The sequence below is a fragment of the Aromatoleum sp. genome, assembly GCF_036675785.1.
Taxonomy (GTDB): Bacteria; Pseudomonadota; Gammaproteobacteria; order Burkholderiales; family Rhodocyclaceae; genus Aromatoleum.
The window spans coordinates 35735-61334 of record NZ_JAKFEF010000024.1 but is presented as its reverse complement, the minus strand read 5'-3'; the positions used below and the strand labels follow the sequence as shown (position 1 = coordinate 61334).

The following is a 25600-nucleotide window of genomic DNA, read 5'->3' as shown; positions in this document are numbered from 1 at the left end:
GCCGGTTTGAGGATACGCTCGCGCGCATAGCCTTGGCGGGTTTTGTTGAGACGAATTATGGACGTGTCCAGCGCGCTATACAAGGTGTTGGGGGTCGGTCGGAAAGACGCGGCACGGTGCGCGCGCGGCTCGTTCATCCGGCCAAGCCCTCGATCATCGCCTTGATGCGGTCCGTCGAGCGTTTGAGGTCGGCGTCGATCTCGGCGAGCGAGCGGGGCGGCTCGAAAACGTAGAAATGGCGATTGAACGGGATCTCGTAGCCGACGCGGGTCTTGTCATGGTCGATCCATGCGTCCGGCGCGTGCGGCAGCACCTCGCGCCGGAAATAGGTCACCACGTCCTCGGCGAGCGGGACGTTTTCCGTGTCGCGCAGGCGCGCGTCGGGCTGCGGCTTGCCCTTCTGTTTGCCGCGCTCGCCGAGCACGATGTTGCCGGCCTCGTCGCGCAGCGGCCGCTCGACGGTGATCGTTCGGTAGCCGAACTCCTCGTTGCGGAGCACCTTCGCGATCGGCACGATCTTGACCTTGCCGCCCTCCGGGGCCTGCGGCACCGGCATATCGGGGAATAGCGGCACGCGGGCGAGTTCCTTGCCCTGCGCGTCGGTCACGACCGCCTGCTCGAGCTCGAGGAAGTCGCCGAAGATTCGGGTGATGTCGGCGATGTGCGCATCGGACACTTCCTTGCGCTTCGAACCGAGGCTTTTGCGCATCTTCTGCCAGAAGCTCGACGCGTCGATGAGCTGTACCCAGCCGCGCCGGTCGTCGACCTTGTGATTGCACAGGATCCAGACGTAGGTCGAGATCCCGGTGTTGTAGAATATGTCGGTCGTCAGCGCGACGATGGCTTCGACGAGGTCGTTTTCCAGCACGTAGCGCCGGATCTCCGATTCGCCCGAACCCGCGCCGCCGGTAAAGAGCGGCGAGCCGTTGAGCACGATGCCAATGCGACTGCCACCGTGCTCGGCCGGACGCATCTTCGAGATCAGGTGCAGCAGGAACAGCAGCGAGCCGTCGGACACGCGCGGCAGACCCGGGCCGAAGCGGCCGGCGAAGCCCTTGTCCTCGGCCTCGCGGCGGACTTCCTTCTCGACCTTCTTCCATTCCACGCCGAACGGGGGGTTCGACAGCATGTAGTCGAAATGGCGACCGGGCAGGCCGTCGTCCGAGAGCGTGTTGCCGAGGACGATGTTGCGAACGTCCTGGCCCTTGATCAGCATGTCGGCCTTGCAGATCGCGTAGGACTCGGGGTTGAGCTCCTGGCCGAACATCGTCATACGCGCGCCCGGGTTGATTTCCGTCAGGTGCTCGCCGGCGACCGACAGCATGCCGCCCGTGCCCGCCGTCGGGTCGTAAATCGTGCGCACGGCGCGCGACTTCGTCAGCGCCTCGTCGTCCTCGATGAACAGCAGGCTCACCATCAGCCGGATCACCTCGCGAGGCGTGAAGTGCTCCCCCGCGGTCTCGTTCGATATCTCGGCGAAGCGGCGGATCAGCTCCTCGAAGACCAACCCCATCTGCACGTTGTCGACGCGGTCGGGATGCAGGTCGATGCCGGCGAACTTCTCCGTGACGAGATACAGCAACCCGACCTTGTGCAACCGCTCGACCGTGTTCGCGAAGTCGAAGTGCTCGAAAATGTCGCGCACGTCCGCCGCGAAGCCCTGGATGTAGCTGTGTAGGTTCGCGCGCAGGTTGTCCTGATCGCCGATCAGTTTCGGCAGGTCGAGCGGGCTGACGTTGTAGAAGGGCACGCCGGTGACCTTCAGAACGAAGGGCTCGAACGGCAGGCCCGCGTCGACCTTAGCCCGTTGCTCGGCGAGCGCCGCCTTCTTGGTCGGCGCAAGCACGCAGTCGACGCGACGCAGGATGGTGAACGGCAAGATTACCCGTCCGTACTCGGACTGCCTGAAGTCGCCGCGAAGCAGATCAGCGACCGACCAGACGAGTGCGGAGAGGGCTTGTTGATTCATAAATAGTGTTCAAACTCCTTCGAACTCGCGATTATCGCCCAGGGACGGCGACGAAGGGCGGTCATACGTCGTGCGGAGCGTGCTTCAGCGCCTGTCGTGTCGGCCGAGGGCGTAGCGGGGACGGGAACCTCCCTTTATCAGTGGACGAAAATGACATTCGACGAATTTATTGATAGTAATCGGGGCGCGCTCGTAGGCTACTACCTGTTATCAAAGGGCGCGGGGAACGTTGAGTCCCTCGAAGTGCCCGTTCCCGCGTCGTCGCTGAGCGATGAGGCCCTTGAGGAGTTCAAGTACTCGATCAACGAGTGCATGCCCCTTTCCACGATGATTACCGATCTCTGGGATTGGAATATTCACTTCGAAAACGAGGAGTACCTCGGTGACGACTGGTATTTCGATGCCATTTTCGGGGCGCCTTCGTCGCTTCAGGACTGCGCGGGGCAACTGGCGGAGTTCTTCATCGACGAGTGCGGCGCCCTCGACGTCGATTACGATCACGACCTCGATGACCCGGTTTTTGTATCGCTAGTCCAGGAGCATGCTGAGCGATTCATCGAAGGGTGGCGCAAGAATCTTTATGCGCGGGTCCAAAAGAATAGCCGGAGCCGTCAAGCCCTGGAATAGCAAGACATGGCTAGCGGCAACGGCTGGCCAGCGGCGAAGGAATAACGGAATTCGGCCTCCTTCATCGACGGTCGCTGCCGCCGGCCGATTTACAGGGCGATTAGCTCGGCGTTTTTCGTTTCCTGTGCCGAGTCATCCAGTTCCGCGAACGCTACTTCATCCCGACGGGCGCGCGGGCGGTTCAGGTGTTCGAGCGCATCACGGCGGGCGGTCCGGTCGTCGAGCTCACCGACCCGAATGGCAGCAACCGCGCGCAGGCGGCAGGCGGTGAGGGCGCTGCGTTCTCGCAGGCCGTCGGCCGCGCGCCCGAAGCGAATTGGATGTCAGTCAGCCGGATCAGTGAACAGGCCGATCAACTTCTGGAACCATGTGCGACGACGATTCCGCTCGTGGTTCTCGATCGCGAGGGCGACGCTCCGGGGGTAACTGTACCGGCCAATGACAGGGTTTCCTCTGTCTTCAGCAAGGACGGGCGTATGCCTCTCGTCCGCGAGGGATGGCCGAATGACGCTACGGTCGTCCGTACCATATGGCATGCACTGCTCCATTTGGGGTTGCGGCGGTTTCTGACGCGCGAACAGTACGTGCGACAGATGAATCAGTTGTTCCTCAAGGATGCTTGGATCCGCCAGCACGCGCAAGCGTGGGTCGCGGGGCGTTGAAGGGCGGGCGTTGCGCGATGCCGGCCAGGCTCCGGGCTACATTCGTGCTTGTCGATGAGGCGCTGGCCGAGCTCGCCGAGATATTGCAGATCGAGCCGAGCGGGTACCGCGAGAACGATCTGGTGTCGGTCGCGCGTCGCGTGCTGCGCGAGCTCGTTGCGAAACTAGCGGATCTCTAAGGGGCGACTGAAGTCACCGGGCCGTACTGCGGGGGCGATGGGTCTAACGCACATCCTCGAGGCGCGGCAGCGCAAGGACGGGATGTCCGAAGCGAGTGCGTCGCGATTCCTCTATGACATCGTGGCGAGGGTCGCGGAAGGCCCTGAATTAAGCCCGCGCGAGGTGGATCGCTCGACTCGCGTCGGCATTGAGCGCGGCGATGCTGTTGTATGGCTCGCGCAGCAGGCCGGCAATAACGCATAGGTCGTTACCGGAAATGAAAGAAACCCCGATGGTCGGGCGGCAGGGAGAGCTACCGCGTCGCCTACACAATCCGCCGCTTCGCTCACCCGCGACGGATTGGGTGCGGGGTTCGATTCCAAGATACTCGACGAGGACGGCGACGGCAACTCGACGATGTTCTCGCGCCCGTTCGCCCTTTCCGATTACTTCAGCAGCCAGAGCGCCCAGCGCCGACCGCTTCGACACGGCAAAGACCTTCAACTGGTGGCAGCGCACGGTCGGCTCGGGCTACGGCAAGGCGCGCGCCGATCGGGACTTCGGGCGCGTCTACGACAAGGCGCACGAGTTCCGCCACGTCAGGAGCCGCACCGCGCAAAGTGGTCGATCGGCGCCTGACATCCTGCCGCAGCTTGAAAGGATCAAGGAAGTCGTCAACGTCCGGAACGGAATCGAGCGACAAAAAAAAAACCGGCCGAGGCCGGTTTTTTGCAGGATTCCGTTAGGTCGAAACCGGAACCGTGTTTCCGTACGATTTCCGTATAACGGTTCCAGACCTAACGTAAGTCCTTGAATATCTGGCGCGCCCGAGACGATTCGAACGTCCGACCCCTGCCTTCGGAGGGCAGTACTCTATCCAGCTGAGCTACGGGCGCATGGCGAGATTGACCGGGACCAGCCCGCAATCGAGCGCGCAAGTCTATACCGGTTCGTGTGCGAAGTCCATGCGTCGGGGCCGCTGCTAAAGCGGAAACAGCGTGTCGATCAGCCGCGATTGGATGAAACGCGATCAGCCTTGCGGCGGGATGCGCAGTACCTGGCCGGGGTAGATCTTGTCCGGGTGCGTGAGCATCGGCTTGTTCGCTTCGAAGATCGCGTTGTACTTGTTCGCGTCGCCGTAGTACTTCTTAGCGATCGCCGACAGCGTGTCGCCGCTCGCGACGGTATGAAACCGGCCTTCGGGTTCGGAGCTCGTCACGGTCATCCGGTCATCAACCCGCTCGACGCCGCGCACGTTACCGGCGGCGAGCAGGATTTTTTCCTTCGTTGCCTGGTCGGGGGCGGTTCCCGAGACGGTGACGACCGACGATGCGCCGTCGAAGCTCACAGCGAGGTCCGTCGGGGCCAAGCCGAGGCTCGTGATGTATTTCTTGATCGCATCGGACGCTTTCGCGTTCGCATCGCCAGTGCCGCCTGCGGCGCCGGCCGTCGCCGAGGACGGTTCGGCCGCCTTCGCGTCGCCGCCGCCGAACAGCTTTTCCCCCGCATCCTTCACGAACGAAAAGATACCCATGCCTTCCTCCTGTCGCCTGAATGGATTTGAGTCCCATTGAGCATAGTTCAGCCGCTTCGCGGTGCCGTCGCACACGGATAACTGTTACAACGCCGGCCGCCCACCGGCGACGGGCGACGGCAAATGGGAGAGCGTCCGCCGAGGGTATACTCGCGGCTCAACCCCTTAACAACAAAGGACATGGCAATGTCGAAACACCTCGTCAGCGCGGGCCGGCGGCCGCGAATCCTGCCCCTCGTCGCGGTCCTCGCGGTCGCGTCGATCGCGGGCTGCGGCAAGAAGGAGGCTGTCGATCCGGAGACGACCGCGACGCTGATCCAACCCGTCGCCCGGCTCCAACTGAAGGTCGCGACGGTAGCGCCGGGCAGCCGCACGGGCGAGCAGATCTATACGAGCGTGTGCGCGAGCTGCCACGGCGCCGGCGTGCTGGGCGCGCCGAAAACCGGCGACAACGAAGCCTGGGCGCCGCGCATCGCTCAAGGCTTCGAGACGCTCGCGAGCAATGCGATCAACGGCATCCGCGGGATGCCGCCGCGGGGCGGCGCCGCGGATCTGACCGATACCGAAGTGCGGCGTGCGGTCGCGTATCTCGCGAACACCGCCGGCGCGAACTTCACCGAACCCCCGGTCCAGCAGTAAATCACGGCGGCAGCGATGAGGCGGCGGGGGACATTCCCCCACCCGGCCCCATGCCACCGCCGGAGTCCATCCCACCGCCGGGGCTCGCGCCGCGCGGCCCCATTCGGTCTGCGGGCCCGAGACGCTCGCGATCACCGGGATCCGTCGGGATGTCAGGCCACATCATCCCGGGGCCGCGGCGCATTGGCGGCTGATCGGGCAGCGTGACGCCGCGCTCCTTCGCGCGCGCCTGCATCCGCTCGTGGTGCTCGGCGCGGATCTGTTCCCGCTCCTCGGGCGTCTTCGCGGCGCGCATGCGATCGCGATGCTCGGTGCGCTCCTGCGCCGTCATCAACTCCGAGCCGTAGATCGGGGCATTGTCGTCGATCGGGGGCAAACTGCCCGCTGGCTGGGCGAACGCGCCGCTGGACAGCAGCGCCACCGCGAGCGCGGCGATCAGCGTTGTACGTTTCATCGGAACCTCCATCGTCGATTGCTCGAAGCGACTTCCTGTCGCAGCCGGTCGCGCCCATCCCGGCGCCGGCTGCCATCCGCTTTCAATATAGGTCGTCCGGGTGCAGCGACGTGATCCGCGTCGCGATGCTGCTCGAGATACCGCACCGTTTTCGACGGCCTGCGGAGGTGGACGGAATCTCGCCCACGAGCGGGGGGCGCGGCTGTCGCAGTGTAGGTAAAGGGCGGCTCGCAGCGCGTGCATGAGCGACGCCCCGGAAAAAAGGGCGACGCACCCGGCCTCGGGGAACCCGCGTTCAGCGCCCTTCGAGCATCGCCATCAGGTTCGCGATCCGCGCGCGGCCTTCCTCCTTCGACACCGGCGCGTTCGACTTGCGGTCGTTGAGTTTCACGTCGCCGCCCATCTCCTCGATGAAGCGTGACGGCTCGCAGGTGCGCGTTTCCTTGCCCGCTTTGCGCCGCTCGCACCACGTGACGTTGAGGCTGCGCTGCGCGCGCGTGATGCCGACGTACATCAGTCGGCGCTCTTCCTCGACCTTGTCCTCGTCGATCGACGACTGGTGCGGCAACAGCCCTTCCTCGACGCCGATCAGGAACACGTGCTTGAATTCGAGGCCCTTCGATGCGTGCAAGGTCGCCAACTGCACGCCGTCGAACTCGGCGTCTTCCTTGTCGAGCATCGAGATCAGCGCGATCGTCTGCGTCAGCTCGACGAGATTCTTGCCGTCTTCCTCGCCCTTCCTGCCGAGCCAGCCGACGAAGTCGCGCACGTTGCTCCACTTCGACTCCGCTTCGCGCGTGTCGAGATGCTCGAACAGCCACGCCTCGTAGCGGATCGCCGCGAGGAGATCTTCGAGCACGCGTACGGCCGGTTCGCGGTGCGCGCGGTACTGGATGCGGTTGATGAAATTCGCGAACTCCTGCACCTGTTCGAGTTGGCGTGCGTTCAGCGCATGCGCCCCGCCTTCCTCGAAGCACGCCGCGAACAGGCTGACGTGGCGGCGCCCGGCGTAATTGCCGAGCGCCTCGATCGTACCGGCGCCGACGCCGCGGCGGGGCGTCGTGATCGCGCGGATGAACGCGAGGTCATCGTCCTCGTTCATCAACAGCCGCAGGTACGCGATCAGGTCGCGGATCTCGGCCTTGTCGAAAAACGACTGCCCGCCCGAGATCACGTACGGGATCTTCTGGTTCCGGAGCTGCTGTTCGATCACGCGCGCCTGATGGTTGCCGCGGTACAGGATGGCGTAGTCGGAGAACTTCGTGCGGTGCTCGAACTTGTGCGCGCTGATCTTCGACGCGACCCATTCGGCCTCGTGGTCGGCGTCGCGGCAGGCGGTCACCGCAATCTGCTCGCCGGCGCCATGCTCGGACCACAAGCGCTTTTCGAAGAGTTTCTCGTTGTTCGCGATCAGCGTGTTCGCGGCCGTGAGGATGCGCTTCGACGAGCGGTAGTTCTGCTCGAGCTTGATGACCTTCAGCTTCGGATAGTCCTGCTGCAAGAGCTTCAGGTTCTCGACGTCGGCGCCGCGCCACGCGTAGATCGCCTGGTCGTCGTCGCCGACCGCCGTGAAGGCGCCGCGCACGCCGGCCAACTGGCGCAGCAGCCGGTACTGGGCGCGGTTCGTGTCCTGGTATTCGTCGACGAGGAGGTAACGCAGCTTGTTCTGCCAGCGCTCGCGGACATCGGGATTCTGTTCGAAGAGCCGCACCGGCAGCGAGATCAGGTCGTCGAAATCGACCCCCTGGTACGCGCGCAGCGTGCGTTCGTACTCCGCGTACAGCAGCGCCGCGGCCGACGCGAGTTCGTCGTCGGCGAGCTGCGCCGCTTCCTCCGGCGTCACCATCGCGTTCTTCCAGCCCGAGATCTGCCATTGCATAGCCTTCGCGCGCGCCTTGTCGGATTCGCGCGAAAGTTCAGCAACGATCTGCACCGTGTCGGACGCGTCGAGGATCGAAAACTGGGGCTTCAGCCCGCAGTGCTTCGCCTCCTGGCGGATGATCTTCACGCCGAGCGCGTGGAAGGTGCAGACGGTCAGCCCGCCCGGGGCGCGGCCGCCCATCAGCCCGGCGACGCGCTCCTGCATCTCCTTCGCGGCCTTGTTCGTGAACGTGATCGCGGCGATGTTCGCCGGGTTCAGCCCGCACTCGTTGATGAGGTGGGCGATCTTGTGGGTGATGACCCGCGTCTTGCCGCTGCCGGCGCCGGCCAGGACGAGGCTCGGGCCGTCGAGATAGCGGATCGCGTCGCGCTGGGGGGCATTCAGGAGGGCGGACATGGCGGGGAGGCGGACACAAAAAAGGGCGCCGCCGGCGAAGGCGGCGCCGGCGGATTTTACCGTAACGCCCGCGACGCACCGCCGGCGTTACAACCCGCGACGGGCGCGTGCGGCTATCGGCGCCGAGCGCGCTGAAGTCCTTCTTCGCGAGTGCGCCGCCGGCGACGAGCGGGTCTGCGCGGATCGTGCGCTCCTCCTCGGCGACCATCAGATAGAGCCCACGCGGCGCCGCGGCGGGCGCGTAACCATCGGCACGGGCAGCTGCGCGCCGGCACACGTCGCACCGGCACTATCCCGGGCGAAGCGGATCACATAGAGTGTTCCCTGTAGCTGCCGCCCGCACAGCGCTGCACGGGCGGCAGCAGATTTCGGGGAGAACGCGATGAATGCCAGAGCAGCACGCAACGGCCAGCTCGACGAAACGGACCTGCTCGCGATGCCGGCCGACGAATACATGAACGCCGAGCAGCTCGCGTTCTTCCGCGAGCGCCTGCTCGCGCTGCAGGCCGAACTGCGCCGGAACAGCGACGAGACGCGGTCGCACCTGCGCGAGACGGTCGCGACGCCGGACGAGGCGGACCGCGCGACGCAGGAAGAAGAACAGGTGCTCGAACAGCGCATCCGCGACCGCGAGCTCAAACTGCTGCATAAGGTCGAAGCGGCGCTGCGGCGCATCGAAGACGGTACGTATGGCTACTGCGAGGCGACCGGCGAGCCGATCGGCGTCGGCCGGCTGCTCGCCCGCCCGACCGCGACCCTGAGCCTCGAGGAACAGGAGCGCCACGAGCGCGAGGAACGCTTCTATCGCTGATTCTTCCCGCTGCTCAGCCTTTCTCGGCGACGTCTCCGTCGATCAGCGCCGCGACGAGCCGGGCGACGACCGGCGCCACCGCTTCGCGATCGACGCTCGGGTTGCGCAGGCTTCGCACCATCAGGCCGTCGAACAGCGCCATCAGGACTTCGACGCGCGCGCGCACTTCCTCCGGCTCGCGGCGCAGGTTCTTCTGTGCGAGCGCCGCGCCCAACAGGCTCTCGAGCTTTTCGCGCCCCTGGCCGTCGGCATCGCGCACGACGGCGGCGAGCTTCGGATTGCGCCCCGCCTCGGCGAGGATCTCCATATGCAACGCCGCATCCGAGCCGGAGAGCTGACTCTCGACGCCGCAGGCGACCTGGTCGATCATCGCCTGAACGACGTCGTCCGCCCGGCGCATCGCGTCCACCTTCGCGAGCAACTCGACCTGCTCGCGCTCGACGATCATGCTGATCACATCTTCCTTGTTCTGGAAGAGGTTGTAGATGTGACCCGGGCTCATCCCTGCCGTCTTGGCGATCTGCGCCATGCTCGCACCGTGGAAGCCGCTCTTGTGGAAGCATTCGGCCGCAGCGTCGAGCACCTGCTGGCGTCGGGCTTCGAGACGCTCGGAGTCGGCGAGGCTCATCGTGCTTCCCGCCCCAGCGCGCCGACCACCGTCGCCTGCTCGGGCGTTCCCGCGTCAAGCCCGCCGCCGAGCGCGCGGTACAAGGTCACCAGGTTCAGCTGCTGCTCGAGTTCCGCGGCGATGCGCCCTTGTCGCGCGGCATAAAGGGCGCGCTGGGCGTCGAGCACGCCGAGGTAGTCGTCGACGCCGCTTTCGTAGCGTGCCTCGGACAGGCGGTGCACCTGCTCCGAGGCGCCGACGAGGTCGGTCTGCGCCTGCAACTGATCGGCAAGCGTCGTGCGGAAGCCGAGCGCGTCGGAGACTTCGCGGAACGCGACCTGGATCGCCTGTTCGTACTCGGCGACGCCGATGTCTCGTTCCGCTTCAGCGACCTGCAATCCGGAGCGGTTGCGGCCGTGGTCGAAGATCGGCAGCGAGATCTGCGGAATGAACGCCCAAGTGCCGGAGCCCCCGCTGAACAGTTCGGACAGCGATGCGCTCGCGGTGCCGGCCGACGCGGTCAGCGAGATGCGCGGGTAGAACGCGGCCCGCGCGGCGCCGATGTTCGCGTTCGCCGCCTGCAGCTGCCGCTCGGCCTGGACGACGTCGGGGCGACGCAGCAGGACGTCGGAGGGCAGGCCGGCGGGTAGTTCGGCCAGCGTCGGCGCGACGAGGACGTCGCCCGGCTGCCACGCCTCGCGCATCGGGATGCCGGCGAGCAGCGCCAGCGCGTTGCGGTCGGCGGTGACGAAACCGGTGAAGCGCGCGACGTCGGCGCGCGCCGCGTCAACCGTCGTCTGCGCCTGCCGCAGGTCGAGGTCCGACGACACGCCGAGCTCGAACCGGCGCCGGATCAGCTCATACGAGGAGCGCTGGCTCACGAGCGTCGCCTGCGCGAGTTCGAGCCGTCGCTGGTCGGCCGCGAGCTGCAGGTAGGCGCGCGCGACTTCGGCGACGAGGCCGATCTGCGTCGCGCGCCGCGCGTCTTCGGACGCGAGGTATTCCTGCAGCGCCGCGTCGCGCAGGCTGCGGACCCGTCCGAAGAGGTCGAGCTCGTACGCGCTGACGCCAAGCGCGACGCTGTATTGCCGGCTGACGCCGGCGCGGTCGTTGACCGACAGGGTCTCCGGAATGTGCTGGGCCGTCCCGCTCGCGCCGGCCGAGATCGTCGGCAGCACGTCGGCCTCGCGGATGCCGTAGAGGCCGCGGGCGCGCTCGATGTTGAGCACGGCGATGCGCAGATCGCGGTTGTTGCCGAGGGCCGCGTCGATGACTTCACGCAGTTGGGGATCGGTGAAGAACCCGCGCCAGCCGATCTCGCGGGCCGGTCGCGCGGTGGTCGCGGCGGCGTCGGCGGCAAAACGGTCCGGCACCGGAAGGGCCGGGCGCTGGTAGTCGGGGGCCATGCTCGCGCACGCGGAGAGCACCGCGACGCTCAGCGCCGCGAGCAGCAGGTTCGCACGACGGCTGGTCGGCTTACACATTCGGGTTCCCCTCGGGAATCGTGTTCGACGTCGCGACCGGCGCGGCGGGAGCTTCCGGCCTGCGCCCCGGGAATACCCGGCGCACGACGACGAAGAACAGCGGGATGAAGAAAATGCCGAGCACGGTCGCGCTGACGACACCGCCGAAGACGCCGGTGCCGATCGCGTTCTGGCTTCCCGAGCCGGCGCCCGACGCGAGCACGAGCGGCAGCACGCCGAGGCCGAACGCGAGCGACGTCATCAGGATCGGCCGCAGCCGCAGCCGCACCGCCTCGAGCGTCGCGTCGACGAGCCCCTTGCCGTACTGCTCCATCTGATCCCTCGCGAACTCGACGATCAGGATCGCGTTCTTCGCCGACAGGCCGATCGTCGTCAGCAGGCCGACCTGGAAATACACGTCGTTCGACAGGCCGCGCGCGCTCGCGAACAGCAGCGCACCGAGCACGCCGAGCGGCACGACGAGCATCACCGAGAACGGGATCGACCAGCTCTCGTAGAGCGCCGCGAGACACAGGAACACGACGAGCATCGACAGCGCGTACAGCGCCGGCGCCTGCGAGCCGGACAGCCGCTCCTGGTACGACAGCCCGGTCCACGCGACGCGCACGCCCGGCGGCAGCTCTTCGGCGATGCGCTCGATCACCGCCATCGCGTCGCCGGTACTGTGGCCGGGCGCGGGCTGACCCAGGATCTGCACCGCCGGCACGCCGTTGTAGCGCTCGAGCCGCGGCGAGCCGTTCTCCCAATGCACGCTCGCGAACGCCGAGAACGGCACCATCTCGCCCTGGCCGTTCCTCACGCGCCAGTCCTTGAGGTCGTCCGGCATCATGCGGAAGCGCGCATCGGCTTGCATGTACACCTTCTTCACGCGGCCGCGGTCGATGAAGTCGTCGACGTAGGCGCCGCCCCACGCGCTCGCGAGCATCTCGTTGATCGACGCGACCGACACGCCGAGCGCGCCGGCCTTCGCCTGATCGACGTCGATGCGCAGTTGCGCGGTGTCGTCGAGCCCGTTGGGGCGCACCGCCATCAGCAGCGGGTCCTGCGCAGCCTTGCCGAGGAGCTGGTTGCGCGCCTCGACGAGCCGTTCGTGGCCGATGCCGGCAGCGTCCTGCAGGTAGAAGTCGAAGCCGGTCGCGTTGCCGAGCTCGACCACCGCGGGCGGCGCGAACGCGAACGCCATCGCATCGCGGAACTGCGAGAACGCGCCCATCGCGCGGCCCGCGACCGCCTTCACCGACGCGTCGTCGCCTTCGCGTTCGCTCCAGTCCTTCATGCGCACGAAGCCGATCGCCATGTTCTCGCCGCGCCCGGCGAAGCTGAAGCCGGCGACGGTGAAAAGCGACTCGACGTGCTCCTTCTCGTTCTCGAGGAAGTGCGCCTCGACGCGCTCGAGCACTTTCAGCGTGCGCTCCTGTGTCGCGCCCGCCGGCAGCTGCACCTGCGTGAACAGGATCCCCTGGTCCTCGTCGGGCAGGAAGGACTGCGGCATGCGCAGGAACAGCACGCCGAGGCCGACGACGATCAGCAGGTAGATCACGAGGTAGCGGCCGCGCCGCTCGAGCATGCGGCCGACGACGCCCTGGTAGCGGGTCGTCGTGCGGTCGAAGTTGTGGTTGAACCAGTTGAAGAAGCGGCCTTCGTTGAGGTGATGCCCCTTCTGCACCGGCTTGAGGATCGTCGCCGTCAGCGCGGGCGTCAGGATCAACGCGACGAGCACGGACAGCGCCATCGCCGAGACGATCGTGATCGAGAACTGGCGGTAGATCACGCCGGTCGAGCCGCCGAAGAACGCCATCGGCACGAGCACCGCCGACAGCACGAGGCCGATGCCGACGAGCGCGCCGGTGATCTGGTCCATCGACTTGCGCGTCGCCTCCTTCGGCGACAACCCTTCCTCGGTCATCACGCGCTCGACGTTCTCGACGACGACGATCGCGTCATCGACGAGCAGGCCGATCGCGAGCACGAGACCGAACATTGTCAGCGTGTTGATCGTGAAGCCGAATGCGGCCATCACCGCGAAAGTGCCGAGCAGCACGACCGGTACCGCGATCGTCGGGATCAGCGTCGCGCGGAAGTTCTGCAGGAACAGATACATCACGATGAACACGAGCACGACCGCCTCGATGAGCGTCTTGACGACCTCCTCGATCGACACGCGCACGAACGGCGTCGTGTCGTACGCGACGACCGGTTTCATGCCCGGCGGCATCGTCTCGGCGAGCCGGTCGAGCTCGGTGCGCACCCGGTCGGCTGTCGACAGCGCGTTCGCACCGGTCGCGAGCTTGACCGCGACGCCGGCCGCGGGCTTGCTGTTGTAACGGGCGTCGATGGCGTAGCTTTCGGCGCCGATCGCGACGCGCGCGACGTCGCGCAGATAGACCGACGCGCCCCCCGCGGTCGTGCGCAGCAGGATCGCCTCGAACTGCTCGGGCGTCTGCAGCCGCGTCTGCGCGGTGATCGTCGCGTTGATCTGCTGCCCGCGCTCGGCGGGCGCGGCGCCGAGCTGTCCGGCCGACACCTGCGCGTTCTGCGCGCGCACCGCCGCGGCGACGTCGGCCGGCGTCAGCTTGTACTGGTTCAGCTTGTTCGGGTCGAGCCAGATGCGCATCGCGTACTGCGCGCCGAAGAGCTGCACTTCGCCGACGCCCTCGACCCGGCTCAGCGGGTCGACGACGTTCGCCGCCGCGTAATCTGCGAGGTCGGCGCGGTCCATGCGGCCGTCCTCGGACACGAAGCCGATGACCATCAGGAAGTTCACGCGCGACTTCACGACCTGCACGCCCTGACGCTGCACTTCCTGCGGCAGCAGCGGCATCGCGGTCGACAGCTTGTTCTGCACCTGCACCTGCGCGATGTCGGGGTTCGTGCCCGCGGTGAAGGTCAGCGTGATCGCCGCGTTGCCCTGCGCATCGCTCGTCGACGACATGTAGGTCAGGCCGTCGAGCCCTTTCATCTTCTGCTCGATGACCTGGGTGACGGTGTCCTCGAGCGTCTTCGCGGACGCGCCGGGATAGACGGCGTTGATCGACACCTGCGGCGGCGCGATCGGCGGGTACTGCTCGACCGCGATCGTGCGGATCGACAGCACGCCCGCGAGCATCAGGATGAGCGCGATCACCCACGCGAAAATCGGGCGATCGATAAAGAAACGTGGCATCTGGAATCTCCTGCGCGCGACGGCTTACTTCGACGTGGCCGGCTGGCGGGCCGACGCGTCGGCGGGTGCGGGCGGGACCGTCGCGACCTTGGCGGCCGGCTCGGCGACCTCGGCGGTCATGCCGGGACGCAGCTTCTGCAGCCCGTCGAGGATCAGCCGGTCGCCGGCGGCCAGACCGTCGGTGACGAGCCACTGGTCGCCGACCGCGCGCTCGACCTTCAGCTGGCGCTGCTGGACCTTGCCGTCGTCGCCGAGCACGAGCGCGGTCGCATTGCCCTTCGGATCGCGCATCACGGCGGCCTGCGGGGCGAGGATCGCGTGCTCCGACACGCCTTCCTCGAGCACCGCATTGACATACATACCGGGCAGCAGCATGTGGTTCGGGTTCGGGAACACCGCGCGCAGCGTCACGTTGCCGGTGCCCGGATCGACCGTCGTCTCGGCGAACTGCAAGGTGCCCTCGAGCGGGTATTCCGTGCGGTCCTCGAGCGTGAGCTTGACGCGGGCCTTGTCGCCCTCGGCGCGCTTGAGTCGGCCGGCGGCAAAATCCCGCCGCAACGCGAGCAATTCCGTGCTCGCGCGCTGGATGTCGACGTAGATCGGATCGAGCTGCTGCACGGTAACCATCGCGGCCTGCTGGTTCGCCGTCACGAGCGCACCGGGCGTCACCGAGGAACGGCCGGCCTGGCCCGAGATCGGAGCGCTCACGCGCGTGTAATCGACGTTGATCTGCGCCGCCTTGACCGAGGCCTTTGCTGTCGCGATGTCGGCTTCGGCCTGCTTCAACGCCGCAGTCGCATCGTCGCGCGCCTGACGGCTCACCGCGTTGATCCCGACGAGCTCGTCGAAGCGCTGCGCCTTCAGCCGCACCGTCGCGACGTTCGCCTCCGCCTTCGCGAGCCCGGCCTTCGCGCTTTCGAGGTCGGCTTCATAGGTGGCGGAATCGATCCGGTACAGGGTCTGTCCGGCTTTGACGCGCGCGCCTTCTTCGAACAGGCGCTCCTTGACGATGCCACGGACCTGCGGCCGCACTTCGGCGACGACATAGGGCGCGGTGCGGCCCGCAAGCTCGGTGCTGAGCGTGACCGGCCGGGACGCGAGCGTCAGGACCGACACTTTCGGAGGCGGAGGCGCGGCAGGCCCGCCCTTTTCGGCGTCACTGCCGCAAGCGGCGAGAAAAAAGGATGCGCTGGCGACTATGGCTAGCGCGACGGGAATTCGGGAGAAGCGGGGTTTCATCAGGGCAGTCCTGGATGACTGAATGAACGTTCATTCTACGGGTCGGCGCGGTCCGGCGCAATGATCGGAGAGCCGCCGTCGGGCAGAAAACCCGGTCCGGGGCGACGCCACGAACGGGGGGCTCGGACCCGGGCGCGTCCCGGCCCGGTACCGCGGCACTTCCCGCTCCCGCCCGGCAACTCGTCGCGCGGGCGAAAAAAAGGGAGGCCGTCTGCTCGACGGTCTCCCCGGTCGGTTGATGCGCGGCCGCGCGCAGCCGTCCCCGGCCTTACACGACGCCCGCTCCGTGCGCCTGCTGGTCGGCCCAGTAGCTCGATCGCACCATCGGTCCGCAGGCCGCGTTCTTGAAGCCCATCGCGAGCGCCTCGGTCTCGAACCTCTTGAACGTGTCCGGATGCACGTAGCGCAGCACCGGCAGGTGGCCGGTCGAGGGCTGCAGGTACTGGCCGATCGTCAGCATCTCGACGTCGTGCGCGCGCAGGTCGCGCATCACGTCGAGGATCTCCTCGTCGGTCTCGCCGAGGCCGACCATCAGGCCGGACTTCGTCGGCACGTCGGGGTGACGCGCCTTGAATTCATTCAAGAGCCGCAGCGAGTAGACGTAGTCCGCACCGGGGCGCGCCTGCTTGTAGAGCCGCGGCACCGTCTCGAGGTTGTGGTTCATGACGTCCGGGGGCGCCTGGTCGAAGATTTCGAGCGCGACGTCGAGCCGCCCGCGAAAGTCCGGCACGAGCACTTCGATGCGCGTCTTCGGCGATGCCGCGCGCGTCTCGCGGATGCAGTCGACGAAATGCTGCGCGCCGCCGTCGCGCAGATCGTCGCGGTCGACGCTCGTGATCACGACGTAGTTCAGCCGCATCGCCGCGATCGTCGCCGCGAGCTCCTTCGGTTCGTTCGCGTCCAGCGGCTCGGGTCGGCCGTGGCCGACATCGCAGAACGGGCAGCGACGCGTGCAGATGTCGCCCATGATCATGAAGGTCGCGGTGCCCTTGCCGAAGCATTCGTGGATGTTCGGACAGGACGCCTCTTCGCAGACCGTGTGCAGCTTGTGCTCGCGCAGGCTCGACTTGATCTCGTTGAAGCGCTCGGCTTCCTGCCCCGCCCCGAGGCGGATGCGGATCCATTCGGGCTTCTTCAGGCGCTCGGCCGGGACGATCTTGATCGGGATGCGGGCGGTCTTGTCTGCGCCGCGCTGCTTGCGTGCGGTGTCTTCCATTCGGGGGTCTCTCGGGGTTTTTCTGTTGATCTGGTTGGCGTGGGGGTCAGGCTTGCCGGTCGGCCGGAGCGGCCGGCGGCAGCAGTCGTTCGAAGTGGCCGAGCAGGCGCTCACCGACGCGGTCCACGTCGTCGGTGACGTCGAAATCCTTCAGCCGGATCGTCTCCAGCCCCTCGTAGCCGCAGGGGTTGATCCACGAAAACGGCGCGAGATCGACGTCGACGTTCAGGGCCAGGCCGTGATAGCTGCGGCCGTTGCGCACGCGCAGTCCGAGCGCGGCGATCTTCGCGCCGTCGATATACACGCCGGGCGCGCCGTCCTTGCGCTGCGCGCGGAGCCCGTAGTCGGCGACGCAGTCGATGACCGTCTGCTCCATCAGCTGCACCAGCTCGCGCACCTTCAGGCGGCGCCGATGCAGGTCCACCAGCAGGTACGCGACGAGCTGGCCCGGGCCGTGGTAGGTGATCTGCCCGCCGCGGTCGATCTTGACGAGCGGGATGCCGGTCTCGCGCAGCAGATGTTCCGGCCGGCCTGCCTGACCCAGGGTATACACCGGCGGATGCTGCAGTAGCCACACTTCGTCCGGCGTCGCGGCGTCGCGCGCATCGGTGAAGGAGCGCATCGCGTGCCACGTCGGCTCGTACTCGACGAGGCCGAGGCGACGGACCGCCACCTCGTTCGCTGTAGCGACGGGCGACGCCGACCGGCGGCCGGTGAGCTCGACAGCGACGGTCATCTACAGCACCACCTTGACGAGCGGGTGCGAGCTCAGCTCGCGGTACAGCGCGTCGAGCTGCGCCTGTGACAGCGCGCGGATCGTGCAGGTCAGCGCGAGGTAATTGCCCTTGCTCGACGGGCGCATCTCGACCGACCCCGGGTCGAAGTCCGGCGCGTGCCGCGCGACGACGGCGACGACGGCCTGCGCGAATTCGTCGACGCGCGCGCCCATGATCTTGATCGGGAAATCGCACGGAAATTCGAGCAGGGTCTCGCGGCTCATGTCAGCCACCTCGCATCACCGTTGTCTTGAATTCCTGATACCACGTGTACATCTGCCGACTGACGGGTCCGGGCCGCCCGTTGCCGACCGCGCGGTCGTCGAGCGTCGTGATCGCGAGGACTTCCTTCGTCGACGACGTCATCCAGATTTCCTCCGCGGCGCGCACCTCGTCTTCGAGGATCTCGCGGACTTCGTGCGGCAAACCGTGGCGCGCCGCGAGTTCGAGCACGACGTCGTAGGTCACGCCGGGCAGCATCAAGTGGCTCTTCGGCGGCGCGATCATCACGCCGTCCTGGACGATGACGATGTTCGATGCCGACCCTTCGGTCAGAAAGCCATCGCGGAACAGCACCGTCTCCGCGCAGCCATGGTCGACCGCCAGTTGGCGCAGCAGGCAGTTCGCGAGCAGCGCCGTGCTCTTGAGGTCGCAGCGCAGCCAGCGGAAGTCGGCCGCGCTGACGGCGCTGACCCCGTTTTCCAACTGGACCGCCGGCACGGTCACGAGTTCGTCGCTCATCAGGAAAACGGTCGCGCGCGTCAGCATCGGGAACGCGTGATTGCGCCGCTCGCCGCAGCCGCGCGACACCTGCAGGTACACCGACTGGTCGTCCCACGGGTTGCGGGCGACGATCTCGCCGACCATTGCCGCCCATTCGGACGGCGCGTGGGGATTCGGCAGCCGGATCGCTTCGAGCGTGTTCGCGAGCCGCTGCAGGTGCTGCTCAAGCCGGAACGGCCGGCGCGAGTAGACCGGGATCACTTCGTAGGCGCCGTCGCCGAACAGGAAGCCTCGGTCGAGCGGCGAGATCCGCGCGTCCGCGAGCGGTCCGAATTCCCCGTTCAGAAAACAGACGCTCATGCCCGCCGATGCCTCAAAGGCTCTTGATCCACAGCCGGATCGTGTCCCACAGCCGCCCGAAGAAGCCGGCGACCGGGACGTCCTGCAGCGCGACGACCGGGTACTCGCCGAGCGACTTGCCGTCGAGCGCGAGTTGCATCGTGCCGAGCCGCTGCCCTTTCTGGATCGGCGCGACGACCGGCTGCTGGCTGACGAGCGAGATCCGGATCTTGTCGGACTGGCCTTTCGGCAGGGACATCACGAAGTCCTCGAGGAAGCCGACCGCGATGTCGTCCTCCTTGCCCTTCCACACCTGGAAGCGGGACAACTCCTGCGCGCTCGAATAGAGCTTCACGGTATCGTAGAACTGGAAACCGTAGTTCAGCAGCTTCAGCGATTCCTGCGCGCGGATCGTGTCCGAGTCGGTGCCGAGGACGACCGAGATCAGGCGCCGGGGGCCGCGCTGGGCCGACGAGATCAGGCAATAGCCCGCGGTGCTGGTGTGGCCGGTCTTCATGCCGTCGACCGTGGTGTCGAGCCACAGCAGCCGGTTGCGGTTCGGCTGCGTGATCTTGTTGTAGGTGTATTCCTTCTGCGAGTAGTACGTGTAGTACTCCGGGAAGTCGCGCACGAGCGCCGCGGCGAGCAGCGACAGGTCGCGCGCAGTAGTGTAGTGCTGCTCGTGCGGCAGACCGGTCGAATTGACGAAATTCGTGTTCGTCATGCCGAGCCGCTTCGCCTCGGCGTTCATCATGTGCGCGAACGACTCCTCGCTGCCCGCGATCAGTTCCGCGAGCGCGACGCACGCGTCGTTGCCCGACTGGATGATCACGCCGGGAATCAGTTCGCCGACGCTCACCGGGCGGTTCGGCTCGATGAACATCCGCGAGCCTTCCATCCGCCATGCCCGTTCGGAAACCGGCACGATCTGCTCGAGCGTGACCGTGCCGCTCTTCAGTGCCGCGAAGCTCAGGTAGGCCGTCATCAGCTTCGTCAGCGACGCCGGTTCGATGCGGGCGTCGGGCTCGCGCGCCGCGAGCAACTGCCCGGTCGCGTGGTCCATCAGCAGCCAGGCCTTGGCGGCAAGCGCCGGGGGCGGGACGTTTTGCGCGGAAGCGGAAAAGGAGAGAAGGGCGAACAGCAGGGCGATGAAGAAACGCATGAGAACCTGGACGGGAATCGCGGAGCGAGGAGGAAGGGCGAAGGGAAGAATTATAGAGGCTCGAAGCGGGAAAACCGGCCCGCAGCGGATCCCGTTCGGGTGAGGCTGTTTCAACGTGTAACGACGAACGGACGGATCTTGAGCGCTTCCGCGATCTTCCCGGCTTCGGCGCGCGCCTCGTCGGCCGACGCGAAAGGCCCGAGATGGAGCCGGTAGCGCCCGCCGTCGTCATGCACGGCGAGCCGGTCGGCGAAGGACTCGAACTCGTCGCGCACGAGCCCGAGAAACCCCTCGGCGTTCGCGATCGACGAGAAGGTGCCGAGCTGGAGGAAGACTTTCGGGTGCGCGCGGAAGTCCGTTCCGCCGGCGCGAAACACGGAGGACGTCGCCGCGCCCGCATCGGTGAGACGTTCGATCGCATCGGCCTCGCGCTCGCGATGCTCGTCGGGCGGCACCTCGTTGAGCACCTGTTTGCGCCCCGGGAGCGGCGGAACCGGAGTCGCGGTCGCGACGACTTCGACGCCGCCGGGCACGATCGTCTCGACCTCGACGAGCGCGCTGCCGGCATTCACGTAGCCGAGCCGGTGCGCCGCGGTATATGACAAATCAATGATGCGGTTCTTGTGGAACGGGCCGCGGTCGTTGACCCGGACGACCACCGAGCGGCCGTTCGCGGGATTGGTCACGCGCGCGTAGCTCGGGATCGGCAGCGTCGGGTGCGCGGCGGTCATCCCGTACATGTCGTAGGGTTCGCCGCTCGACGTCGGCTTGCCGTGGAAACGGCGTCCGTACCAGCTCGCCCGGCCGCGTTCGCGGGAAGCGGTGACCGACGTCGCCGGGACGTAGTCCTCGCCGAACACGTTGTAGGGCCGGTTCGCGAAACGATGCAGCGGTTCGACCCGCGGGACCGCGTCGGGTACGTCGTCGAGGTTCGCCGGCACGTCGTCGCCGGGACCGTCGTCCTTGTAATACGCGCCCCCGCGCGTCGGACTCGACGGGGCCGCCGGGCGGGAAGCGGACGGCTGCGCGCCCGGCTGGCCGACATCGCGCGAGGGCACCGAGCCGCATGCGGCGAGCGCGAGCGCGACGACAGCGCCGATCAGCGCGGCGCTCGAGCGGGATCCGGACAGAGGCCCGGAAGCGGTATTTTCTCGCGGCATCGGCACTCCTTCAGCCTTGTCCGGTCGCGCGGCTGCGCTGGATGCTCATCAGGATACCGACGCCCAGGCACAGCGTGACGAGCGCGGTTCCCCCGTAGCTGATGAACGGTAGCGGCACGCCCACGACCGGGAGGATGCCGCTGACCATTCCCATGTTCACGAAAGCGTACGTGAAGAAGATCATCGTGATCGACCCGGCGAGCAGGCGCGCGGCGAGCGACGGCGCCTGCAGTGCGATCGTGAAGCCGCGCAGCAGCAGCAGCAGGTAACTCGCGAGCAGCACGAGCGTGCCGACCAGACCGAACTCCTCGGCGAGCACCGAGAAGATGAAGTCCGTGTGGCGCTCGGGAATGAACGAAAGGTGCGTCTGTGTCCCCTCCATCCAGCCCTTGCCGAGCACGCCGCCGGAGCCGATCGCGATCGTCGACTGGATGATGTGGAAGCCCTTGCCGAGCGGGTCCTGCGTCGGATCGAGCAAAGTGCAGACCCGGTGCTTCTGGTATTCGCGCAGCACCTGCCAATCGACGTCGGGCTGGCAGAGCTGGTCGCCGAAGCCAACGATCGCGCCGACCCCGACGATACCGACGAGCGCGACCGGAACGATCAGCTTCCAAGACAGCCCGGCGAAAAAGATCACGTAGACACCCGCGGCGGTGACGAGCAGGCTCGTGCCGAGATCGGGCTGCACGAGGATCAGCCCGACCGGCACGACGAGGAGCACACCGGCGACGATGAAGTCGCGCAGCCCGATCTGCCCCTCGCGCTGCTGGAAATACCACGCGAGCATCAGCGGCATCGCGATCTTCATCAGTTCGGACGGCTGGATCCGCGTGATGCCGATGTCGAGCCAGCGCGTCGCGCCCTTCGACGTCTCGCCGAACAGGTCGACGGCGACGAGCAGCAGCACGCCCACCGCGTACAGCGGCAGGGCGAGCGCAAGCAGGCGTTGCGGCGAGAGGCGGGCGGCGAGCCACATCGCGGAGAGGGCGACGGCAGCGTTCGCGAGCAGCGACGGAATCCGCTCGGGCGACGCACTCTGCATCAGGACGAAGGCGTAGCCGAGGATGACCGCGAGCAGCGCGAAGAGCACCGGATCGATCGGCCGGAGCGCCGCGCGCAGCAGGTTCAGCGGATGGAAGCGTTGATCGGTCACCGCCCGATCTCCGTGTGCAGGAGGTCTGCGTCGGGCGCCGTGTCCTGTCCGTGTTCGACCGGCCCTTCCTGTCCGTCGTGGCCTTCGTGCGCGTCGTCGGCTTCGCCGTCGCGCGCATCGGCATCTTCGCGCGCCGGTTCGCTGTCACGGTTGCCGAGCAGGTGATAGTCGATGACGCGGCGCGCGATCGGCGCCGCGGACTGCGCCCCGAAACCGCCGTTCTCGACGAGCACGGCGAGCGCGATCGTCGGGTTCTCGGCCGGCGCGTACGCGATGAACCAGGAGTGGTCGCGCAGGCGTTCGGTGACGCGCCCGGCGACGTAGCGCGACCCTTTCAACGAATACACCTGCGCGGTGCCGGTCTTGCCGCCGGCGCTGTACGGGGCACCGGCGAACGCGCGGGCGCCGGTGCCGCCCTTGTTCACGTCCACCATCGCCTGCCGGACCGCGGCGAGATGTTCGGCCTTCAGCGGGAGCTGGCGCAGCGGTGCCGGTTCGACGACCCGTCGCCCGCCGGTCGCGGTATCGACGACGTCACGCACGACGTGCGGGCGGAAGACCTTTCCGCCGTTGACGACCGTCGCCAGCGCGTTGGCGAGTTGCAGCGGCGTGTAGGCGTTGTAGCCCTGGCCGATGCCGACCGAGATCGTTTCGCCGCCGTACCAGCGCTGCTGTTCGACCTTGCGGAAGCGCCCGCGCTTCCAGGCCGGCGACGGCAGCACGCCTTCCGCCTCGCCGGGGATGTCGATGCCGGTGCGCGAGCCGAAGCCGAGCGGCGCCATGAAATTCGCGATGCCTTCGATGCCGAGGTCGTTCGCGAGCTGGTAGTAGTAGGTGTTGCACGACACGACGATGGACTCGTGGAGATCGACCGTGCCGTGGCCGCCGATCTTGTCGTCCATGAAGCGGCGACCGGCGAACATGAAATAGCCGGGATCCGCGATCGTCTGTTTCGCGGTGCGCTTACCGGTCTCCAGCGCCGCGAGCGCCATGAACGGCTTGAACGTCGAGCCCGGCGGATAGGTGCTGTAGATCGCGCGATTGAGCAACGGATGATCCGGCGAGTCGTTGAGCGCGCTCCAGTCCGCGGTCGAGATCCCGTCGACGAACAGGTTCGGGTCGAACGTCGGCTTCGAGGCCAGCGCGAGAATGCCGCCGTTCCTCGGGTCGATCGCGACGAGCGCGCCGCGGCGATCGCCGAACGCCGCTTCGGCGACCTTCTGCAGCTCGATGTCCAGCGTCAGTTCGAGATCGCGTCCGGCGGTCGCGGGCGCGCGCGAGATCAGCCGCACCGCGCGTCCGCCGGCGTTGACCTCGACCTGCTCGACGCCGGTCACCCCGTGCAGGTCGGCTTCGTAGCTCAGCTCCAGCCCGCTCTTGCCAATGTGGTCGGAGCCGCGGTAATTCGCGGTTTCGCCGCGCTCCTCGATCCGTTCCTCGTCACGCGCGTTGATGCGGCCGATATAGCCGACGACGTGCGACGCGAGCTCGCCTTGCGGATAGTCGCGGAACAGCCGCGCACGCACTTCGACGCCCGGAAAGCGGTAGCGCCGCGCGACGAATCGGGCGACCTCCTCGTCGCTGAGGCGATTGCGGATCGGCACGCTCTCGAAGTTGCGGCTTTCTTCGAGAAGCTTGCGGAAGCGGCGCCGGTCGCGCGCGTCGATCGTGATGACTTCGCCCAGCGCATCGATCGCCGCATCGAGATCCGCGACGCGCGACGGCGTGATTTCGAGCGTGTACGCGGCGAAGTTGCGCGCGAGCACGACGCCGTTGCGGTCGAGGATCGCGCCGCGGTTCGGCACGATCGGCAACAGCCCGATCCGGTTGTCCTCGGCGCGCGTATGGAAATAGTCGTACTGCACGACCTGCAGGAAGTAGAACCGGGCCGCGAGCAGGCCGAAGCAGACGACGATGAAGATGCCCGCGACGAGCACCCGTCGGCGGAAGCGCGCGAGTTCCTCGTCCGGCGTGCGAAATTCCGTCATGCCTCAGATCGGCCGGTTGTCGTCCCGGTCCACCGGCTGGAACTGCGGCAAAAGCAACAGAAAATGCAGCGGAATCCACAGCGCGACGCCGGTGAAACTCGACAGGAAATACCACCAGCCGGGAAATTCGGCGCCGGCGACGAGGCGCACGAGCACCATGTTGATCTGCGCCAGCAACAGCAGCGGCAGCACATGCAGCGCCTGCTGCAGCGGCGAGAACCACAGCACGCGCCGCGACACCGACATCGCGAGGTAGGCGAGCACCACGTACGCGAGCGCGTGCTGCCCCATCGCCGCGCCCTGCCCGATATCGACGAGCAGGCCGAAGACGAACGCCGTCCCCATGCCGACCCGCATCGGCTCGCGGATGCACCAGAATGCGAGCACGAGCGGCACCCAGTCCGGTACCCCGGGCAGGCGCCCGGTCGGGATGTAGGTGAGGCCGAGCGCGACGAATAGGCTCAGGAACACGAAGCCGTTCTTCGCGGGCAGCAGGATGCGGCTCGATCGGTGCGTGGGCTGCAAGGTCTATCCCTGTCGTTTCGGTTGCGCCGCGGTCTCGGCGGGGCGTGGCGGCGGGGCTTCGGCGCGGCCGAGCACGAGCACCTGGGTGGTGCGCTCGACGCCCGCCACGGGTTCGCAGACGACGAGCGCGAAAGTGTCGGACTCGCGATCGACGCTGACGACTTCTGCGACCGGCAAGCCCGCGAGGAACATGCCGTCGAGCCCCGACGTGTCGAGGCGGTCGCCCGCCTTCACATCGACCCCGGACAGCGTGAAACGCAATTCGAGGCGTCCGTGGCCCGCGCCGAACAGGACCCCGCGCAGCCCGTTGCGCGCGACCTGCACCGGCACCGCCTGATCCTTGTCGGTGAGGAGCGTCACTTCGGCCTGCACCGGGTAGACCCGCGTGACCTGGCCGATCATCCCCTGTGCGTTGACGACCGCCATCCCGGCCTCGACCCCGTGCTGGCTGCCGCGGTCGAGAATCACCTTGCGCGAAAACGGATCGGGTGCATCGTACAGGATCTCGGCGGCGACGCTGTGCACGCCGACGGTCGGCGCCATCTGCAACAGCTCGCGCAACTGCGCGTTGTCGCGTTCGATTTGTTCGAAGCGCAGCAGGCGCTGCGCGGCTTCGAGCTGGCTGCGCCGCAGTTCGGCGTTGTCCTTCTGTACCTCGACGAGCGTCGCGAAATAGACGCCGGCGGCGCGCACGAAATCCACGGGGGCGGCGGCGGCCATCTGCAGCGGGTACGTCGCGACCGACAGTCCCTGCCGCATCACTTCGAGGTAGCGGAAGCGCAGGTCGGCGACGAGCATCGCCAGGCACACCGAGACGAGCACGAACAGCCGCAGCAGCGGCGTCGGTCCTTGCTTGAATATCGGCGGAGACTGGTGGCCGACCAGAGACATCGCGACGAGCAGCTAGCCGGGCAGCGGGGAAAGGTGCGCCC

23 protein-coding genes and 1 tRNA gene are annotated in these 25600 nt (G+C 67.1%); 5 read left to right on the top strand and 19 right to left on the bottom strand.

Going from position 1 to position 25600, the window contains the following annotated elements; translation table 11 throughout:
* Window positions 1-133: 133 nt before the first annotated feature.
* Window positions 134-1969: a type I restriction-modification system subunit M gene (locus tag V6M37_RS06225; protein WP_332671656.1), complete on the bottom strand. Its 1836-nt coding sequence runs from the start codon at window positions 1967-1969 to the stop codon at window positions 134-136.
* Window positions 1970-2119: 150 nt separating this feature from the next.
* Here V6M37_RS06225 and V6M37_RS06220 point away from each other — a divergent pair, with 150 nt between their 5' ends.
* From V6M37_RS06220 to V6M37_RS06210, 3 genes are all read left to right on the top strand, one after another.
* Window positions 2120-2596 (top strand): hypothetical protein, encoded by a 477-nt coding sequence (locus V6M37_RS06220; protein WP_332671655.1) that lies wholly within the window; start codon window positions 2120-2122, stop codon window positions 2594-2596.
* A 185-nt stretch (window positions 2597-2781) separates the two neighbouring features.
* A complete protein-coding gene (locus V6M37_RS06215; RefSeq protein WP_332671654.1) occupies window positions 2782-3258 on the top strand; it encodes a hypothetical protein in 477 nt (158 codons plus the stop codon).
* Window positions 3259-3302: 44 nt separating this feature from the next.
* Window positions 3303-3437: a hypothetical protein gene (locus V6M37_RS06210; protein ID WP_332671653.1), complete on the top strand. Its 135-nt coding sequence runs from the start codon at window positions 3303-3305 to the stop codon at window positions 3435-3437.
* Window positions 3438-4236: 799 nt separating this feature from the next.
* Here the strand turns inward: V6M37_RS06210 and V6M37_RS06205 are convergent.
* Both V6M37_RS06205 and lysM read right to left on the bottom strand, forming a co-directional pair.
* Window positions 4237-4313, bottom strand: a tRNA-Arg gene (locus V6M37_RS06205).
* A 134-nt stretch (window positions 4314-4447) separates the two neighbouring features.
* Complete coding sequence (gene lysM / locus V6M37_RS06200; protein ID WP_332671652.1) at window positions 4448-4951, bottom strand: peptidoglycan-binding protein LysM; 504 nt, start codon at window positions 4949-4951, stop codon at window positions 4448-4450.
* 186 nt (window positions 4952-5137) lie between these two features.
* On the opposite strand from lysM, the gene V6M37_RS06195 reads away from it, so the two are divergent.
* On the top strand, window positions 5138-5590 hold the full coding sequence (locus V6M37_RS06195) for a c-type cytochrome (protein ID WP_332671651.1): 453 nt from the start codon (window positions 5138-5140) through the stop codon (window positions 5588-5590).
* 1 nt (window position 5591) lies between these two features.
* Here V6M37_RS06195 and V6M37_RS06190 read toward each other — a convergent pair whose 3' ends face one another.
* Together V6M37_RS06190 and V6M37_RS06185 are read right to left on the bottom strand one after the other, a co-directional pair.
* Window positions 5592-6056 carry a hypothetical protein gene (locus V6M37_RS06190; RefSeq protein ID WP_332671650.1) on the bottom strand — a complete coding sequence of 155 codons (465 nt, stop codon included), beginning with the start codon at window positions 6054-6056 and terminating at the stop codon, window positions 5592-5594.
* Window positions 6057-6339: 283 nt separating this feature from the next.
* Window positions 6340-8322 carry a UvrD-helicase domain-containing protein gene (locus tag V6M37_RS06185; protein WP_332671649.1) on the bottom strand — a complete coding sequence of 661 codons (1983 nt, stop codon included), beginning with the start codon at window positions 8320-8322 and terminating at the stop codon, window positions 6340-6342.
* Window positions 8323-8704: 382 nt separating this feature from the next.
* Between V6M37_RS06185 and dksA the strand changes: the two genes are divergently transcribed.
* Window positions 8705-9133, top strand: a complete 429-nt coding sequence (gene dksA / locus V6M37_RS06180; RefSeq protein WP_332671648.1) for an RNA polymerase-binding protein DksA — start codon at window positions 8705-8707, stop codon at window positions 9131-9133.
* 13 nt (window positions 9134-9146) lie between these two features.
* Here dksA and V6M37_RS06175 read toward each other — a convergent pair whose 3' ends face one another.
* The 14 genes from V6M37_RS06175 to mreC form a co-directional block, all read right to left on the bottom strand.
* Window positions 9147-9761, bottom strand: a complete 615-nt coding sequence (locus V6M37_RS06175) for a TetR/AcrR family transcriptional regulator (RefSeq protein ID WP_332671647.1) — start codon at window positions 9759-9761, stop codon at window positions 9147-9149.
* Entirely contained in the window at window positions 9758-11224 is a 1467-nt protein-coding gene (locus V6M37_RS06170) for an efflux transporter outer membrane subunit (protein WP_332671646.1), read from the bottom strand. Before V6M37_RS06170 ends, V6M37_RS06175 begins: the two co-directional genes overlap by 4 nt.
* Complete coding sequence (locus V6M37_RS06165; RefSeq protein ID WP_332671645.1) at window positions 11217-14387, bottom strand: efflux RND transporter permease subunit; 3171 nt, start codon at window positions 14385-14387, stop codon at window positions 11217-11219. Before V6M37_RS06165 ends, V6M37_RS06170 begins: the two co-directional genes overlap by 8 nt.
* Before the next feature lie 24 nt (window positions 14388-14411).
* Window positions 14412-15626, bottom strand: a complete 1215-nt coding sequence (locus V6M37_RS06160) for an efflux RND transporter periplasmic adaptor subunit (protein ID WP_332671644.1) — start codon at window positions 15624-15626, stop codon at window positions 14412-14414.
* 268 nt (window positions 15627-15894) lie between these two features.
* Window positions 15895-16842: a lipoyl synthase gene (gene lipA / locus V6M37_RS06155; protein WP_332671643.1), complete on the bottom strand. Its 948-nt coding sequence runs from the start codon at window positions 16840-16842 to the stop codon at window positions 15895-15897.
* Window positions 16843-16888: 46 nt separating this feature from the next.
* A complete protein-coding gene (gene lipB, locus V6M37_RS06150) occupies window positions 16889-17578 on the bottom strand; it encodes a lipoyl(octanoyl) transferase LipB (RefSeq protein ID WP_332671642.1) in 690 nt (229 codons plus the stop codon).
* Entirely contained in the window at window positions 17579-17842 is a 264-nt protein-coding gene (locus V6M37_RS06145; protein WP_332671641.1) for a YbeD family protein, read from the bottom strand.
* Between the two features lies 1 nt (window position 17843).
* Window positions 17844-18701 (bottom strand): D-amino acid aminotransferase, encoded by an 858-nt coding sequence (locus V6M37_RS06140; RefSeq protein ID WP_332671640.1) that lies wholly within the window; start codon window positions 18699-18701, stop codon window positions 17844-17846.
* A 13-nt stretch (window positions 18702-18714) separates the two neighbouring features.
* Window positions 18715-19842: a D-alanyl-D-alanine carboxypeptidase family protein gene (locus tag V6M37_RS06135; protein WP_332671639.1), complete on the bottom strand. Its 1128-nt coding sequence runs from the start codon at window positions 19840-19842 to the stop codon at window positions 18715-18717.
* A 110-nt stretch (window positions 19843-19952) separates the two neighbouring features.
* Complete coding sequence (locus tag V6M37_RS06130) at window positions 19953-21002, bottom strand: septal ring lytic transglycosylase RlpA family protein (RefSeq protein ID WP_332671638.1); 1050 nt, start codon at window positions 21000-21002, stop codon at window positions 19953-19955.
* Window positions 21003-21012: 10 nt separating this feature from the next.
* The gene (gene rodA / locus V6M37_RS06125; protein ID WP_332671637.1) at window positions 21013-22155 is read right to left on the bottom strand and encodes a rod shape-determining protein RodA; all 1143 of its coding nucleotides are present in this window, start codon (window positions 22153-22155) and stop codon (window positions 21013-21015) included.
* Window positions 22152-24143 carry a penicillin-binding protein 2 gene (mrdA, locus tag V6M37_RS06120; protein WP_332671636.1) on the bottom strand — a complete coding sequence of 664 codons (1992 nt, stop codon included), beginning with the start codon at window positions 24141-24143 and terminating at the stop codon, window positions 22152-22154. Before mrdA ends, rodA begins: the two co-directional genes overlap by 4 nt.
* Window positions 24144-24146: 3 nt before the next feature.
* Window positions 24147-24668 carry a rod shape-determining protein MreD gene (gene mreD, locus V6M37_RS06115; RefSeq protein ID WP_332671635.1) on the bottom strand — a complete coding sequence of 174 codons (522 nt, stop codon included), beginning with the start codon at window positions 24666-24668 and terminating at the stop codon, window positions 24147-24149.
* A 3-nt stretch (window positions 24669-24671) separates the two neighbouring features.
* Window positions 24672-25559: a rod shape-determining protein MreC gene (gene mreC / locus V6M37_RS06110; RefSeq protein WP_332671634.1), complete on the bottom strand. Its 888-nt coding sequence runs from the start codon at window positions 25557-25559 to the stop codon at window positions 24672-24674.
* Between the last annotated feature and the right edge of the window lie 41 nt (window positions 25560-25600).

Coding starts and splice junctions, on each gene's coding strand:
- V6M37_RS06225 (WP_332671656.1), bottom strand. CDS start 1,969: ATGAATCAACAAGCCCTCTCCGCACTCGTCTGGTCGGTCGCTGATCTG.
- V6M37_RS06220 (WP_332671655.1), top strand. CDS start 2,120: ATGACATTCGACGAATTTATTGATAGTAATCGGGGCGCGCTCGTAGGC.
- lysM (WP_332671652.1), bottom strand. CDS start 4,951: ATGGGTATCTTTTCGTTCGTGAAGGATGCGGGGGAAAAGCTGTTCGGC.
- V6M37_RS06195 (WP_332671651.1), top strand. CDS start 5,138: ATGTCGAAACACCTCGTCAGCGCGGGCCGGCGGCCGCGAATCCTGCCC.
- V6M37_RS06190 (WP_332671650.1), bottom strand. CDS start 6,056: ATGGAGGTTCCGATGAAACGTACAACGCTGATCGCCGCGCTCGCGGTG.
- V6M37_RS06185 (WP_332671649.1), bottom strand. CDS start 8,322: ATGTCCGCCCTCCTGAATGCCCCCCAGCGCGACGCGATCCGCTATCTC.
- dksA (WP_332671648.1), top strand. CDS start 8,705: ATGAATGCCAGAGCAGCACGCAACGGCCAGCTCGACGAAACGGACCTG.
- V6M37_RS06175 (WP_332671647.1), bottom strand. CDS start 9,761: ATGAGCCTCGCCGACTCCGAGCGTCTCGAAGCCCGACGCCAGCAGGTG.
- V6M37_RS06170 (WP_332671646.1), bottom strand. CDS start 11,224: ATGTGTAAGCCGACCAGCCGTCGTGCGAACCTGCTGCTCGCGGCGCTG.
- V6M37_RS06165 (WP_332671645.1), bottom strand. CDS start 14,387: ATGCCACGTTTCTTTATCGATCGCCCGATTTTCGCGTGGGTGATCGCG.
- V6M37_RS06160 (WP_332671644.1), bottom strand. CDS start 15,626: ATGAAACCCCGCTTCTCCCGAATTCCCGTCGCGCTAGCCATAGTCGCC.
- lipA (WP_332671643.1), bottom strand. CDS start 16,842: ATGGAAGACACCGCACGCAAGCAGCGCGGCGCAGACAAGACCGCCCGC.
- lipB (WP_332671642.1), bottom strand. CDS start 17,578: ATGACCGTCGCTGTCGAGCTCACCGGCCGCCGGTCGGCGTCGCCCGTC.
- V6M37_RS06145 (WP_332671641.1), bottom strand. CDS start 17,842: ATGAGCCGCGAGACCCTGCTCGAATTTCCGTGCGATTTCCCGATCAAG.
- V6M37_RS06140 (WP_332671640.1), bottom strand. CDS start 18,701: ATGAGCGTCTGTTTTCTGAACGGGGAATTCGGACCGCTCGCGGACGCG.
- V6M37_RS06135 (WP_332671639.1), bottom strand. CDS start 19,842: ATGCGTTTCTTCATCGCCCTGCTGTTCGCCCTTCTCTCCTTTTCCGCT.
- V6M37_RS06130 (WP_332671638.1), bottom strand. CDS start 21,002: ATGCCGCGAGAAAATACCGCTTCCGGGCCTCTGTCCGGATCCCGCTCG.
- mrdA (WP_332671636.1), bottom strand. CDS start 24,143: ATGACGGAATTTCGCACGCCGGACGAGGAACTCGCGCGCTTCCGCCGA.
- mreC (WP_332671634.1), bottom strand. CDS start 25,559: ATGTCTCTGGTCGGCCACCAGTCTCCGCCGATATTCAAGCAAGGACCG.